This window comes from Pradoshia sp. D12 (genome assembly GCF_008935075.1).
Taxonomy (GTDB): Bacteria; Bacillota; Bacilli; order Bacillales; family Pradoshiaceae; genus Pradoshia.
Genome location: NZ_CP044545.1, coordinates 1,497,087 through 1,512,594, shown reverse-complemented (window position 1 = coordinate 1,512,594; position 15,508 = coordinate 1,497,087). Strand labels below are relative to the sequence as shown.

Annotated in this window: 17 protein-coding genes; 6 read left to right on the top strand and 11 right to left on the bottom strand. The window is 35.6% G+C overall.

From position 1 onward, the window contains the following. Positions 1-874: 874 nt before the first annotated feature. Positions 875-1,654: a 3D domain-containing protein gene (locus F7984_RS07430; RefSeq protein ID WP_066100154.1), complete on the top strand. Its 780-nt coding sequence runs from the start codon at positions 875-877 to the stop codon at positions 1,652-1,654. An 801-nt stretch (positions 1,655-2,455) separates the two neighbouring features. Here F7984_RS07430 and F7984_RS18945 read toward each other — a convergent pair. Both F7984_RS18945 and gnd read right to left on the bottom strand, forming a co-directional pair. Then, on the bottom strand, positions 2,456-2,608 hold the full coding sequence (locus tag F7984_RS18945; protein ID WP_192796838.1) for a hypothetical protein: 153 nt from the start codon (positions 2,606-2,608) through the stop codon (positions 2,456-2,458). A 176-nt stretch (positions 2,609-2,784) separates the two neighbouring features. After that, positions 2,785-3,681, bottom strand: a complete 897-nt coding sequence (gene gnd / locus F7984_RS07425) for a phosphogluconate dehydrogenase (NAD(+)-dependent, decarboxylating) (protein WP_140461300.1) — start codon at positions 3,679-3,681, stop codon at positions 2,785-2,787. 203 nt (positions 3,682-3,884) lie between these two features. On the opposite strand from gnd, the gene F7984_RS07420 reads away from it, so the two are divergent. Together F7984_RS07420 and F7984_RS07415 are read left to right on the top strand one after the other, a co-directional pair. Then, entirely contained in the window at positions 3,885-4,079 is a 195-nt protein-coding gene (locus F7984_RS07420) for a hypothetical protein (RefSeq protein ID WP_140461299.1), read from the top strand. A gap of 76 nt (positions 4,080-4,155) precedes the next feature. Further along, positions 4,156-4,641 carry a DUF2628 domain-containing protein gene (locus tag F7984_RS07415; RefSeq protein WP_066100164.1) on the top strand — a complete coding sequence of 162 codons (486 nt, stop codon included), beginning with the start codon at positions 4,156-4,158 and terminating at the stop codon, positions 4,639-4,641. 191 nt (positions 4,642-4,832) lie between these two features. Here the strand turns inward: F7984_RS07415 and F7984_RS07410 are convergent, their stop codons facing one another. Further along, entirely contained in the window at positions 4,833-5,963 is a 1,131-nt protein-coding gene (locus F7984_RS07410; protein ID WP_192796837.1) for a S1C family serine protease, read from the bottom strand. A 559-nt stretch (positions 5,964-6,522) separates the two neighbouring features. Next, positions 6,523-6,801, bottom strand: a complete 279-nt coding sequence (locus F7984_RS07405; RefSeq protein WP_225983676.1) for a metal ABC transporter permease — start codon at positions 6,799-6,801, stop codon at positions 6,523-6,525. 327 nt (positions 6,802-7,128) lie between these two features. Between F7984_RS07405 and F7984_RS07400 the strand changes: the two genes are divergently transcribed. Continuing rightward, on the top strand, positions 7,129-7,431 hold the full coding sequence (locus F7984_RS07400; protein WP_066100171.1) for a hypothetical protein: 303 nt from the start codon (positions 7,129-7,131) through the stop codon (positions 7,429-7,431). A 62-nt stretch (positions 7,432-7,493) separates the two neighbouring features. Here F7984_RS07400 and F7984_RS07395 read toward each other — a convergent pair whose 3' ends face one another. Then, on the bottom strand, positions 7,494-8,015 hold the full coding sequence (locus F7984_RS07395; RefSeq protein WP_140461297.1) for a type 1 glutamine amidotransferase domain-containing protein: 522 nt from the start codon (positions 8,013-8,015) through the stop codon (positions 7,494-7,496). A 213-nt stretch (positions 8,016-8,228) separates the two neighbouring features. Here F7984_RS07395 and F7984_RS07390 point away from each other — a divergent pair, with 213 nt between their 5' ends. Together F7984_RS07390 and F7984_RS07385 are read left to right on the top strand one after the other, a co-directional pair. Next, complete coding sequence (locus tag F7984_RS07390; RefSeq protein WP_066100175.1) at positions 8,229-8,819, top strand: FtsB family cell division protein; 591 nt, start codon at positions 8,229-8,231, stop codon at positions 8,817-8,819. Positions 8,820-9,044: 225 nt separating this feature from the next. Beyond that, complete coding sequence (locus F7984_RS07385; RefSeq protein ID WP_066100178.1) at positions 9,045-9,401, top strand: helix-turn-helix domain-containing protein; 357 nt, start codon at positions 9,045-9,047, stop codon at positions 9,399-9,401. Between the two features lie 39 nt (positions 9,402-9,440). On the opposite strand, the gene F7984_RS07380 is transcribed toward F7984_RS07385, so the two are convergent. From F7984_RS07380 to F7984_RS07355, 6 genes are all read right to left on the bottom strand, one after another. Next, positions 9,441-9,851 (bottom strand): MaoC/PaaZ C-terminal domain-containing protein, encoded by a 411-nt coding sequence (locus tag F7984_RS07380; protein WP_066100179.1) that lies wholly within the window; start codon positions 9,849-9,851, stop codon positions 9,441-9,443. Beyond that, a complete protein-coding gene (locus tag F7984_RS07375) occupies positions 9,848-10,297 on the bottom strand; it encodes a MaoC family dehydratase N-terminal domain-containing protein (RefSeq protein ID WP_066100182.1) in 450 nt (149 codons plus the stop codon). The genes F7984_RS07380 and F7984_RS07375 overlap by 4 nt, the downstream gene beginning before the upstream one ends. Before the next feature lie 14 nt (positions 10,298-10,311). After that, positions 10,312-11,076, bottom strand: a complete 765-nt coding sequence (locus F7984_RS07370; protein ID WP_140461296.1) for a beta-ketoacyl-ACP reductase — start codon at positions 11,074-11,076, stop codon at positions 10,312-10,314. An 82-nt stretch (positions 11,077-11,158) separates the two neighbouring features. Beyond that, entirely contained in the window at positions 11,159-12,337 is a 1,179-nt protein-coding gene (locus F7984_RS07365) for an acyl-CoA dehydrogenase family protein (protein WP_066100188.1), read from the bottom strand. 109 nt (positions 12,338-12,446) lie between these two features. Next, a complete protein-coding gene (locus tag F7984_RS07360) occupies positions 12,447-13,337 on the bottom strand; it encodes a R2-like ligand-binding oxidase (protein WP_139891201.1) in 891 nt (296 codons plus the stop codon). 24 nt (positions 13,338-13,361) lie between these two features. Further along, on the bottom strand, positions 13,362-14,900 hold the full coding sequence (locus tag F7984_RS07355) for a class I adenylate-forming enzyme family protein (RefSeq protein WP_140461295.1): 1,539 nt from the start codon (positions 14,898-14,900) through the stop codon (positions 13,362-13,364). Positions 14,901-15,508: the final 608 nt, after the last annotated feature.

Here is a 15,508-nt window from a genome sequence, read left to right as displayed (position 1 = left end):
CTCCAAGCATATAAGGCATTATTTAAGTTCTTATGTATCCAGTCAATTCTTTATTACATACTATCCAGATATGGCATCAGTTACTCTCTTTCGTTCCGATATCTGACTAAAAACAATCTCCTCATCTTTATAAGCTCGACATACGGTAATTTAGCGTTTCATTAGCAGATTTCTAACAAATTGTTATCGTGTTTCTTCTATTATATTGATTCTTTCAAGAACTGATTAATTATCTTTTTGACGAATTAAGTCCGTTAACCTAATTTATTTAAAAAAACCTTAGAACTATGTCATATTTTAGGGTATAATAGGAATAGATTATTTTATTACAACAAAAGAATGAAAATCGACCAGCTAATATGCTTCCTTACATACAGGAAAATGAATTTACTAAAGTTTCTTTTAATTACTAATTAGTTATCAACATCCATTCTCTTAAAAACTAAATTTACATCTATTCTTATAACTACGAACTATAATTTTTGATATTTTCATTTTTTACTTTATAGCAATCACACCCATTCATTACCCTTTTCTTCCAATTTTAAGCATTGTTTTTCATAAGTTTAATATTTTTTCTCAGTTTTTTTAATCTCTTTTTTTACCATTAATTCAAAATAATGGATATTTTTGTGACAATTATGACAAAAACTCCTCTATCTAAATTTACTAGAAAAATATATTAATACCATGGTTTTATTAAGTTTTTTTACCTATAGTTTTCTGAATATTCAAATTATTAGATATGTATTTGACATATTCCCGTTATATCAGTAATGAATTTATCATCTCCTCGTTATTACTTCTTTCTCGTAAACCTGATAAGATTGTCACTGTTAGCTCAAAACAAACAATTTTAGGAGGTTCAAACTACATGAAGAAAACTTTGTTATCATTCGTAGCGGTAGCTTCCATCGCCGTTGCTATGGGCGGACCCCAAGCATCTGCCCAAGAAATCACAATCAAAAAAGGTGATACACTATGGGGTATCTCAAATAAATACGACACTTCTGTTGATCATATTAAAGAACTCAATAATTTAGATTCCGATATCATTATTGAGAATACTAAATTGATCGTAAAGGAAGACCAACCAAAAACTTATACCGTTAAAAAAGGTGATAGTCTTTGGAAGATAGCTGTTAAAAATAAAATCTCTATTAATCAGCTAAAAAGTTGGAATAGCTTAAATTCAGAAATTATTCAACCAGGTCAAGTCCTTAATTTGTCTGGTGTAGGCCAACCGGCAAAAAATAATACTGAAGCTGTTCAACAAAAAACAACAACTACATCAACAACTACTAAAACTGAAACAAAAACAGAGACAACAACTACTACTGCAAAGTCTACTGGGCAAAAAGCAGGAAAAACTCTCTCTGTTTCAGCCACAGCTTATACAGCTAGTTGTAACGGTTGTTCTGGCGTCACTGCTACCGGAGTCGATTTAAATGCGAATCCAAATGCTAAAGTAATCGCAGTTGACCCTAGTGTAATTCCATTAGGTTCAAAAGTTTATGTTGAAGGTTATGGATATGCTACTGCTGCTGATACCGGTGGTGCTATTAAAGGGAACAAAATAGATGTTTTCATCCCTACACAAGATGCTGCTCTTAATTGGGGACGTAAACAAGTTAACATTCAAATTTTAAACTAACACATTTCGCTTTAAACGACACCTTCGAGTTTACATCCAGTTCTCGAAGGTGTTTTATATATATTTTTCTTTTTCAATCTACTAACTCTCCTTAAAAACAACTGAAATACATTCTTACTCACCCTGTCTAAACCTACGTACAACACTATAAATATATCAAGAACAATTACAATCAATTAATTTTATTTATGATCTATTCATCCTCATGACTTCTTAAGGGTATCGGGGATTTAAATAGCATGACCTCTTTAAAGTCAGGTTCCGCTCATCTTCCATTTATAATGATAAAGATAGAACTTTGTGATGCTACTGACAAAACAATAAGCCAATCTTTTTTAATCTAATTTTGTTTATTAAAAGCTGTTTCTCGTATTTTTATTGGCTTATTAAATCTTGAAAAATCACATATTTATTTCTTATGAATTATGAATTGAGAATCATCGGTTACTTCAATAAATCATCTATGTCCATTCAATGAACCACTTCCTGTAAAGTAATTCCTATATAGGAATTTAAATAGCTACTCGAATATACTTATTCTACATCTCCAAATCATTATTTATCATTTCTTTAAGTATTATGATTTACTAATTAACTTTGTGGGTCGCTTCTATAAAATGCTGTTTTCTAATAGATTTTGATTTATAAGAAGAATAAAATTACTATTTTGTGGTGCCATTATATATGAAGTTAGCTACTTCAACAAACCAAAAAAGAGTATGTCATAGTGGAAAATAAACATTTTGAGGATGTTTATACAGGGGATTATCTAAAATTATTCGTGATAATGAGACAGGAGTCCTATATTTTCATGATAGCTTTCCAGCTTCCGAATTGACTGTCATGGGCGATAAAGGATGGAAAGCCTTTAATTGATAATAATCTCCCATTCCGCAGTCGGGGACTTAGTTGAATAATCCGTTGTCCGTTTCCTAATGAAGCTGGCTTTTTCACACTTCCATAAATATTTTTCCGTGATAAACTTTATATCTTTGTTAAAAGTATTTGATTCACTCGTTCTTTGGTCGCAAAGAGTTGATCAAATTAGTAACAAATCCCCTATACAAAGAGCATACCTCCATTAACAGGTATGCTTGTTCATTAATCTATTAATCATGTACTACTTGTATTTATTCATTTTTTTCGACTTTATGGCCGCCAAACTCATTTCTTAAAGCAGCTACAACCTTACCGTTAAATGTGTCATTTTCCTGTGAGCGAAAACGCATTAATAGGGCCAATGCCATTACTGGTGTCGAGGCTTGAAGGTCTAAAGCAGTTTCTAGTGCCCATTTTCCTTCACCAGACGAATGCATAACTCCCTTAATTCCTTCCAAACGGGCATCTTTAGCAAAAGCTTGCTCCGTTAATTGCATTAACCAGGAGCGCACAACCGATCCATTATTCCAGACTCTTGCTACTTGTTCATAATCAAAATTAAATTCACTTTTTTCGAGGATTTCAAATCCCTCACCAATAGCTGCCATCATCCCATACTCAATTCCGTTATGAACCATTTTTAAATAATGTCCGCTCCCCGAATCACCTGCATATAAGTACCCATTTGGTACGGAAGTGGCTGCAAATAATGGTTCAATCACTTTCCATGCGTTTTGATCGCCACCAATCATATAACATGCCCCATTTCTTGCTCCTTCCATTCCCCCGGAAGTACCGACATCCATAAAATAGATTCCAGCTTCTTTTAATACCCTGCTTCGTCTCATCGATTCCTTATAATTTGAATTTCCCCCATCTATTAAAATATCTCCAGGACTTAACAGTGGAAAAAGCTCTTCTATAACATTATCAACCACAGTATGTGGTACCATCAGCCATATGACTCTGGGTTGCTCCAGTTTATCCACTATTTCTTTCATATTAGGACTGCCAATGGCACCATATTTTTGAAGGCTCTCAACCGAAGCTGAATTTACATCATAAGCATGCACAATAATTTGGTGGTCTATTAAATTTTTAGCCAAATTCATCCCCATCTTGCCAAGACCAATTAAACCTAACTTCATCAAGTCTCCTCCTTATTAATATCTTTATTAGTTACATACCGTTATTTTCAACAAATAAACCTTTCAATCCTTCACATCTTGCCAAATAGTCTAATACTAAACTTTCGAATTCTTAATTGTGCAGTGAGGTTTCCAATTCTTTGCCTAATCAACAAAAATTGGTTAAAATTCTATATAGATAAATAATAAAGGAGAGTAATAAGATGGCAATTTGCAAAGAATGCTTTGATGGGAATATAGTTGATGAACAACATGAGCAATATGAAAATCTAGATCGTGAGTTAGTTCGCCTTATTGAAGTAAGCCATTTTTCCTATGACGAAGCCTTTAAAAGGGCAACCAGATTATATCCTGCCATAAAGAAATGTCCTGAGTGCAATGGCAATGGCAAAATATAATAGCTTAATAATAAAATTTAGTAGCAGTCATTGATCAACCATCATTCAATCGTGTAAATAAAAATGAGGTATTTTTATGGTTAAATTAGAAGATTCTCAGCAGGAAAAACAAAATATAAAGGTATATATCGGCGATCACTATCATTCATTTTTAAATGAGAATCATAGAATTAAAAGTTGGAATTTTTTCGGTTTAGTCTTCGGGATGTTCTGGCTTGCATATCGAAAAAGATATCTGATTGTCGGTATTTTCATCCTGATTGATATTTTGGTATCTCTTCTATTCCGTAATCACCTGTTTTATTGGTTAGTTTTTGCCGCATTAATGCACCTTTATATAGGCAGAAGCGGTAATCTTTTATATTTAGCCGGTACAAAAAAACATGTTGAACAGATAAGACGTAAACATCCACATCTCGATGAAAAGGAGATGAAACGCTTACTAATAAAAAAAGGGCGAACCAGCTGGTGTTTTATTTTGCCTTTACTTATCTATTTTGTTCTTATTCATACCTATGTGTTTATCGACGATATTAAAATTATAGTAGCCTCATATTTTTAAATGATACTTAACAAAAAATTAGAGTGATTATCCAAATCACTCTAACACTATTGACCTATAAGGTTTTCAATTTAGATCAGACGATTCCTATCCTTCGGCAAATATGTACATTTTTTCCCTCTGTCTATTATAATTAGACCCCAAAATTACTTCAGCGAAAATTCCATAATGGATAACCTTACAGAAGTTGATTATTCTTCGTTCTCCTTTTGTTCTTTTACAGAAATACTTACTGGTTTTTCGTCACTGGGTTCTACTATTAATTGTTCCTCTTGTTTATTGTCTAAAAGATTTCCTTCAATAACATCCTCTTTTTCAGCCTCAGATTGATTATTATATTCCCCATCTACCTCATACCAGTCTTCAGGAATTTCGTAATAAACCCCTGGCTCATCAGTTGTTTCTCCACCTTCAAAATATCCTTCGTCAATTTCTTCATCTTCTTCCTCAAAATGAAAATCACCGGTCTCCGTATAAAACAAGCCTGGTATATCACTCTCCGATAACGGATTTGAAACCCAACCACTGATAAACGAATAAACATCCTTCAGGGGAATGCTAAACCCAATTGATTCATCCTCAATCGATCTCGCTGAATTGATTCCAATTACTTTGCCTGATTTTACAGATACTAATGGACCGCCACTGCTTCCAGGAGATATCCGAGCAGTCATTTGGTAAATATTTTCATATATACGCTCCCCAATATAAAAACTTCGGTTAATGGCTGCAATTGTTCCCAAAGTTGCTGTATTAGTTTTTGCGAGCGGACTCCCCAATGCTATTACTTCCTCACCTATCGAAGCATATTCCCGGGTAGCTAGCCCCAAGGATTGCTGATTCGCCAATTCAGGTATCCTGATAATTGCGACATCATGGATATTCGAATATCCAATGACTTTTCCTGCATAGGATTGACTTGTATAATCGATTGCTGTTATATCAACAGAGCCCTCTACTACATGAGCATTTGTAAGGATATCTCCATGATCATTAATGATAAATCCAGTACCTTGATTATCCTCAGTGAAAATAGTAAAAACTTTTGCAAGTGATTCAGTTATAATCTCAGAAACCTCTTTTTTTGTATCTACTTTTATTTCAGTTGCCGGTTTAGGCGTTGTTTTAATTTCCTCTGCTTGATTCGTTTTTCCATTCTCTTTATGTACCAATTTTATTTCTTTTATGCTTCCATATTCGACCTGCTTATGATTATTCGTTTGATTTGCAGCTAATAAATAGATGCTTGCTGAAAGAATAGCGATGATACTAAAAGAAACCAAGACAACTTTTGATCTCTTTCTTTTTGGTCCATTCTTCAATTTACCACAATGCAAACAGTACTTACTTCGGGTATTTATTTCATTCTGACAATAGCGACATTTCATTCTTTACACCTGCTTCTTCATTGACAGCTAAATGACCATCATCTCTTATACATTATTTCGTCATTCACGCCAGAAAAATGAAGCATGGTCATAAAATATTCTACAATTCAGCGTAGAATAGCCTAATAAGAGCTAAACTGAAAAAGAAAAACGATAGCACACCGTTTACTATAGCTAATCCCTTATGTTTTAAACGTATTTGTTCAATACACGTCACCATAAACATGAATCCTATCGACATATGCAAGTACGGATAAAGCCAAATGCTCTCTTTAACGACAAAAATAAGCTATTACAATTACAAATGAAGAACTGATGAACTTAAAAACTTTCATAAAAACTCCTTTTATCCTTTTTACCTAAAATCTTCCCTTAGCATGTTACCATACTTTAAACCGCTAGATGAATAAAGAACATAAACAAAACAAGGATTGCTCAATAAACTGCTTCTGTTCAGCTTATTAGACAATCGCTTCATTTACCTTTGAACATTTTAAATAAAAGAATTTCTTAATTTTCTATGTTGGAAATTTTTAAACACGATTCCATGGGTAGGTGAGAACAAAAACACGATTCCAAAAATCAAGCCAGACACTGCAACCATACAACCGGCAATAGAGACATCTAAAACAACGGCTGTGTAATAACCGAAAACGGAGCTTAGAGCCCCAACTATTAAACTGATCATAATCATGACACTCAGGCGCTCTGTTAAAAGATAGCCAGTTGCGGCCGGTACAATCAACATACCTACAACAAGAATAGCGCCCACACTCTCCCCCTTTAAAAACACTTATAAACCTTTAAAATATCAATATTTTTTATCACTAAAAAAATTTTTATAAGTGTATATATTCCATCCCATTCGCTCTCCAGGAACCCTTTTTATTTATAATAATTATAAATAAAAAATATTACAGTTTTGGTCATTTAAAAGAAACTTTCTCCATATTAAATTTTAGTTAACAATATCGAAAATCTAGCTATGGTGAAAATTCAGATAAAATTATATAATTAAATCTTATAGGACACCATACACACATGTTTCTTATAAAAAACTCATGTTAAGAGTAGAATAATAAATTAGGAGGGAACTTGTATGAAGGTCATTGTGTATAAAAAAGATATCGATCAATTCCTGGCTGATTTTAAATCTATCTCTTCTTATGATGAAGTTGGTAAGAAGTATTACTTTATCTTTGAAGACCATATTAGAGGTGGCCACTGGACCTTAATGTTTTATGATAAAGAAGGAAAATGGACAGCGCATGGTAAGGGAGAGTTTTATAGCGACATAGATGAATTACAGCTTTCAGGTGATCAATTAAAACTTTTCATTTACAAAAACAGAAAATATATTAATAATGTGATTCGACAATTAAGAGTAGCTATTCCATCTTAAGTCTTAGGATCCACAGACAATATAAAGAAGCCAGTGTTTAAATGTAAACACTGGCTTCTTTATTATTTCTCTAGTACTTTGATAAATTCACGCATGTAATCCGGTAAATCAGGCGGGCGTCGACTTGAAACAATATGTCCGTCTACGATAACCGCTTCATCATACCAGGAAGCTCCTGCATTGACCATATCATCTCGTATTCCAGGTGTACTTGTCACCTTTACTCCCTTTAAAATATCAGCTGATATCAATACCCAGCCTGCATGGCAAATTTGTCCGATTGGTTTTTGCTGTTCATCCATTTTTTGGATAAACTCTAATACTTCTGGAAATCTGCGAAGTTTATCAGGAGCCCAGCCTCCAGGAACTAAAACTGCGTCATAATCATTTGGATTTACTTCTGCAAAGCTATACTCACTTTCTGCGGGTACGCCATACTTGCCAATATACTTGACTTTTGCCTGTTCACCCGCCAAATGAACTATTGCTCCTTCTTCACGCAGTCGATGAATTGGATACCACAATTCGAGGTCCTCAAATTCATGATGTACAAAACTTAGAATCTTCTTATCCTTTAATCTCATAATGTCACTCCCTATCAATCATTTCTTATGTACCTATTCCCTATTCTTATAAAACTATTCTTCGTAATCATATCAACCACTTATGCATTTATTAAATCAATTTTATCAACACACTTTAGCAACTCAAGATAAAACGGAATATTCGCATTTTAGACTACACATCTAGCCTATTTATTTATAAAATTATATTAAAATAACAAGAGGGAGATTCATATGAGAAAATTAAACACAAGAAAAATAGTACTATTATTTGTTTTAGCAGGTTTGTTTAGCCTCGGATTAATCATTCAATATTACTATCAGCATTCTAAAGCTTCCGCTGAGCTGGAACAATTAAATAAAGAAATTAATCTTGCTAAAGAAAACAATAAACAGTTGGAAAGGGAAATCATAAATTTACACAAAGAAATCGAAAAATACGCCGAAGAGGAATCACCTATTACCGATGATGTTGATTCAAATATAAACTCCACAGAAGATAAAATAAACACTGCTGATACAACGAATACGGTTGAAGATGAAACAACCAAACTCTCGTCTGATGAAGAAAACGAAAAACAACAGGGCACTTCTGATCTCGAATCCGCTCAGGATCAGGCTATTAATCTCGTAAAGGATCATATTAATTATACCAATGAATCAAACGTTCATTTCGAAGTCCAAGGGAAGATATCAGGCACTGAGGATTTATCTATACATGTATATGAAGTAGTAGTTGATGAGGGAGAAAGCCAGCATACCGCAACCTGGGGATGGTATGGAGTTAACGTTACAACAGGAAAAGTTTACGAAATTAATGGTTGAGCCATACTGATTGGCAATACTTAAATATGGATTACGGCATTGTTTAGACAACAAGAAGGATAAAAGAGATCATAGGCACAATTTGGGTGATTTCTAATTATGCACGATAAAAAGACATATAAAATGTACTATAAAGAGACATTTTACACCTTATTACTCGCTCATTTGTAACTTTTGTCCTATAATATATATATACAATACGTTTCGTAAAAGGTGGGAGCAACCATGAAATCCTCTTTTGGAAGCAGGTTAAAAGAGTTGCGTAAAGAGAAGCGTTTGTCACAGGAAGAACTAGGAGCTATTATAGGGGTCGCACAATCAACCATGGGATCTTACGAACGGGAAACACGCGAACCAAGTATTGACGGAATATTGGAACTTGCCCATTATTTTGATGTATCTGTCGATTATTTACTGGGTAACTCTAATGAACGAAAAATACCTGAATTAACACAGTTACAAGGATCCTATGACTTGCATAAATTCATGCATGAGAATGAGATTGTGCTATATGGCAGAACCTTAACAGAGGATGAAAAACAGCGTCTGTTAGATATCTCATTAGGCCTCTTCTATCGTTAATCATTTACCGGATACAGGCAGCTTAAAAGCTGCCTGTATTTAACTAGTTTCGTATAAATAATACACTACGGTACCTTTCAGTACCTCCTGCTCTTTTTGATTAATAGCAGAAACGATAAAATGTAACTCATTTTCTAATTTTGTTTCAAGCTTTGCTTTTAATCTTATTGAATCGTTCAAAAAGACCATGTCACGAAAACGAATTGTAAAATCTTTTATAAATCCATCCTCATAATAAGGGGTAAACAGTTTTGACAGATTCCCCATTGTCCACATTCCATGTGCTATAATACCCGGAAGTCCTAATCTTTTTGCTTGCTCCTCATCCTTATGGATAGGATTATGATCCCCAGAAGCATTAGCGTACTCAACCAATGCTTCTTTAGAAACAGGTTCCAATTTTACTTCTTCCAATTCATCACCAGTCTGTATATCAAGCAAACATGTCATGCTTTCAACTCCTTTTGCACAACTTCATTTATAATAATGACAATGGTAGAAGTAAATATCGAGTTTCCTTCTTTATCTTCACCATTGTTTTCAATCCGCAAAATGCCCATTTTTCCGTTACTTCCAGTTCTCTCTTTATAATCTTTTACTTTTGCAAAACAATATACTTCTTCATCTATTAATAAAGGTCTCTCATAATGATAGATTTGCTCTCCATGGATTAGTCCTTTAGATGGCAGCTCCAGACCTTCTAACTCTCCATAATTGAATACTCTTGGATATGTTGGTGGAGCGATATTCTCACCGTATCTTGATTTCTTGCCATATTCCCGATCAACATATATAGGATGCTCATCTCCAATTGCTTTGGCAAATTGTTTAACACGTTCTCTGTCAACTCTATTTAACACTCGATTTGATCTCTTGCCTACTGCTTGAGCAAACATTCATCTCACCTCAATTAATTTTTAGGTCCACCTGCCACATATAAAACCTGTCCGTTTACAAACGAAGACTTTTCATCAGCAAAAAATAAAACAGCGTTAGCAATATCTTCAGGTTTACCACTGCGTCCAACAGGAATGATTGAAACATTTGCTTCAATTAACTGTTCAAATGGTATACCGACTCGAGCAGCTGTCTCCTTTGTCATATCTGTTTCAATAAATCCAGGTGCCACTGAATTAGCCGTAATACCAAACCCACCCAGTTCAATAGCCAAGGTTTTAGTAAACCCCTGCAAACCGGCCTTTGCTGCAGAATAATTCACTTGCCCTCTGTTCCCAAGCGCTGAGGTGGAGGAGATATTAATAATGCGCCCATACTTTTGCTGGACCATATATTTTTGCGCTGCTCTAGTCATATTAAAGGAGCCCTTCAAGTGAACATCAATTACCAATTGCCAATCTGTATCTGTCATTTTAAAAATCAGGTTATCTCGGATGACTCCTGCATTATTAACCAGAATATCAATAGCGCCATAGTGTTCATATACTTCCTTTACAGCTTTCTCCACTTCCTCTGATGAAGTAACATCTGCAACACGAGTCATACAATCAAATTCTTTCTGTTTAAATTGTTCCGCAGTCGCTTGCAGTGCTTCTTCATTTACATCAAAAAGCGCTACCTTAGCACCTTGTACGGCCAAATTTTCTGCAATTGCTTTACCTATCCCTCTACTTCCTCCGGTAATAATGGCCACTCTATTTTCAAATCTCCCAGTCATGCTACGTTCACATCCCTTTCAAATAAGATAAACGTTAATTATTTCTACAAAAACCATAAAATTCCTTTTATTAGGAGTTGATTCAGCTAAATTCTCCTATTTTAACATGACCTTTTATAAGATTACGGGCGATGATCATTCGCTGGATTTCGTCAGTTCCATCATAAATTCTCCAAAGTCTTGCTTCACGGTACCAACGCTCAATCGGTAATTCTCTCGTATAACCCATACCACCATGAATTTGTAAAACCCGATCGACCACCCGATTTCCCATATTGGCTCCATACAATTTTGCAATCGACGCCACATGCCGGTTATCTTCCCCATGATCAAGAGTAAATGCAGCATTTAAGGTAAGCCACCTCGCTGCTTCAATCTCAACCGCAGAATCTGCTATCTGCCATTGAATGGCTTGTCGCTCGGCAATTGGTTTACCGAATGTGATACGCTCCTTTGCATAATCAATTGCCATTTGCAATAATCGCTCAGCCGCACCAACAGCGCGCGCTCCTACAATCCATCTTGCAAAGCCAATCCATTCAAGCCCTAAATTATATCCTTTATGCAATTCACCTAAGATATTTTCCTCAGGAACTCGAACATTATCAAACACTAATCCGGCTGGACCTCCTTCCCCCATCGTTTGGATAAACTCAGAACGCCATCCCATATCACGGTCTACAATAAAACAGGTTACTCCTTCACGACCTCTTGATTCGATGTGCTGTTGTTTATCGGTAATTGCCATGGCCATAACAAAGTCAGCATCATTTCCTCCCGTAATAAAGGTCTTCTCTCCATTAAGGACCCATTCTGAGCCATTCTTTACAGCTGTCATTTTTATATTTTGCGTATCCGAGCCTGCACCTGGTTCTGTCATGGCGAAACAGGATTTCTTGTCACCGTTTATTGTAGGGATCAAGTATTTTTTCTTTTGTTCATCATTTGCATAGTACAGAATATTGTCCGCTGAACCGCCAAAGGTGAAAGGGACAAATGTTTTGGCTACCTCAATAGCTACAATAGCCATCATCATCTGACCTAAGTCAGCGCCGCCATATTCTTCAGGTGTGTTAATGCCCCAAAATCCAGCTTCCTTCGCTTTTAATTGTAATTCCTTAAGCTTACCCGGAGAGAGGCTTGGTTTCCCTTCTCGTTCATTTCGTAACACTTCATTTTCTAATGGCATTAATTCCTTTTCCACAAATCTACGAATTGTTTTTTGAACCATTTTTTGTTCATCAGTTAAACGTAAATACATACTAATCCCCCTATCATTTAAATACTAACCAGTCGGTATGTTTTATTTACAGATGCTCTATAGAGCATCTGAATAGATTTACTAGATTTATAGAGTCGAGTGTTCTTACTTAAATCATGCCAACTTCGCTTTCAGAAGTTCTATAGATCTCTTCAATTTTCTTTCCTCTCGCCCTTGATAGAATATCCATTCTAATTTGAAGCTGCTTCATGGAAAAGTTAACAACCTCTTCAGGGCTTGTCCCAAATGCCTCTATATCCGCATCTGTTAATCCCTCTTCCACAATTGTTAGAGCCAGCGGCGTTAACTCCGCCATCCGTTTCATGACAACATCATCATATATATGAGGATGCTCACAAATCAAACGCTGAAGCAAGTAAGTACCATAGCCGATATGGCGAGATTCATCCCTCTTCAAATTGCCAATTCCCTCAAGCAATCCTGGCATTAAATTTGATTTTTCCAGCGATTGATAAAATGAAAAATATCCCGTTTCAGCAAGTACCCCTTCTACAAACATGTTATATACAGTGGAGGCATCCGCAATCGCCTCAGGTGATTGATCTGTAAGCAGGCGATCCATTGCATTTGGTAAAATGACTTGAAATACTTGCTTATACGTATCTGTTAATAAAGGATTTAACTCACCCTTTTCTCCAATTGCGTCCAAGACGGCTCTAAAAAATTCAGTATGCTTTGCTTCTTCAAACAGGAAGGTAGTCAGGAACATTTCCTCTTCAATCCGTCCCTCCTTGGCAATTGCCATCATAAGCGGTAATAAATCAAGTGTGACAGCTTCTTCTCCTGCCTGAAATTGTGAAAGAAGACGAAGAATGCTATGCCTTTGTCCCGGTGTTGCCTGCTTCCAATCCGTAGCATCCTTTGTAAAATCGATATCAGCTGGATTCCATGTCCCCACCCTTTTTGCTTTTTGATACAAACGATATGGAAATGAATCTACCAAGAGGCCTCTTGACGTAGCTGTAATGGTTTCTCTCATATTTATAAACTCCCTTCATTAAAATTATTTATAGTCCCGCTCTATTATTCTCTCGGATGCGGCAGTTCGGAGATGAGTCTTCAGAATTTTCCCTACACCATTCCGCGGTAGTGCATCAAAAAATAATATTTTTCTTGGCGTTTTATTTTTTGCAAGATGTTCCTGACAATATGCAATTAGTTCCTCTTCCTGGATATCTTTTTTTGATTCCCTGACAATGCATGCTACCAACTCTTCACCCATACTGGCATCTGGTATTCCAATGACAGCCACTTCAGATACCGCATGATGCTGACTTAATATCTCCTCTACATCACGTGGATAAATATTGAACCCTCCACGGATAACTAAATCTTTTTTTCGGTCGACAATATATAAATAACCATCTTCGTCGATACGTCCTAAATCTCCCGTATGCAACCAACCGTCTATTAATACGTTGTTTGTTTCGCTTTCATTGTGAAAATAACCGGGTGTCACATTTTCTCCCTTCACCACCACTTCTCCAATCTCACCGGTTGGCATCTCCAAAGCCAATCCATCCACAATTTTAATTTGTACCCCCGGTATAGGAAATCCAACAGATCCGGGTCTAACCGGCTGACCCTTTTTATGAGCTGTAACAATAGGTGAGGCCTCAGATAATCCATAACCTTCATAAACCTTTGCCCCAAACCTTTCTTCAAATGCTGCCAGCAAGGCAGTGGGTAATGGCGCAGAACCTGAACTTATAGATTCCAAGCTTTGAAGATCGTATTGATTATAATCAGGATACGAGACCAAGGCATGAATCATGGCAGGAACACTGGCAAACGATTTAATTCTGTGCTTTTCTATTGCTGCTAATGTTTTTGCAGGGTCAAACCTGGAGAAGATAACAATTGAACTTCCCACTATGTAACATGTATTTGATATGGTTAACCCATACACATGAGCTAGCGGAAGAATTCCGAGTGTCGTTCCTCTCTCTGTATTAGCATGTTTGGCAGAGTTAACCGCATTTGAATAGAGGTTTGAATGAGTCAGCATAACTCCCTTTGGGTTACCTGTAGTACCTGAGGTATAGAGAATAACAGCAGTATCTTTTGAATCGATATCTATAGAAAATCGCTTGTCCAAATTCTCATTGGAATCCATATATTCATATATATTAATCGCAGTACTGGAAGTATCATCATCTGTAATAATTACGGTTGGTTTTATGTTTAATAAATCAATCGCTTGTTGGATATGATCGAGTATGATTTTAGAGGTGATAATTAGTTTGGCTCCGCAATTTGCGGCAATATAGGCAATTTCTTTTGGATGGAGTGAAAACATAACAGGTACAATGATAGCACCGGCTCTTGTTATCCCTTGATACGCAATTAATACTTCAGGCATATTTGGCATAATGACAAGGATTCTGTCTCCTGGCTGAATCCCTCTATTTCTAAATCCATTGGCCAATCGATTGGCATATCTCCTTGTCTCTACATTTGTAAATTGCTTGTTTCCATAGAATAAAAAAGAGTACTCATCGAATTTTTCGATATTCGAATCAAGCAATTGTGATAGCTTCACTTTTTCTCCTCCAATTCGCGGAATTTTTCACAAAAAAAATAAATTCTCATGTCTCCAGCTTGAAGCTTCCTATAAGGACCTACCAATTAAAACTACCAATTATATCAAACTGAACACTGCTAATCTTGAAGTGTTATTCCTATTTAAAACGCTACGATACCTCAGAGGATTCATAAATTTACCAAAGGATTTTCAATGTAGCAGTTAACCATTCTCTTGCATATTAGAAACAAAGAAAGATTACGGTACTACTTTACCTTTTTATCTAAAGACTCCAGGACGTAAATAAAAGAATAAACAAAGCCTATTAAACACCCCCTTTGCATGTAAGCGTTTTCAAATAAAATTTTAAAAAACTGTCGATACAAACAAAGCTATCTTTTTTCAGATGATTAATTCCACTATGCTTCTTACAATATGTTCTTTACACGACCTTTAAATTCCTACCTATAATTTTAAATATTCAGAAAAATTATTATGATAATTTGTTGTGGGAATAAATTTTTTTTGTTGTGGGAATAACCAGCTTTTTATACAGATTGATAGACCAAGTCCCTGGTTACAAGAAGAATGAACAGATAAAGGCACTCAGCATAAAAATCTGAACT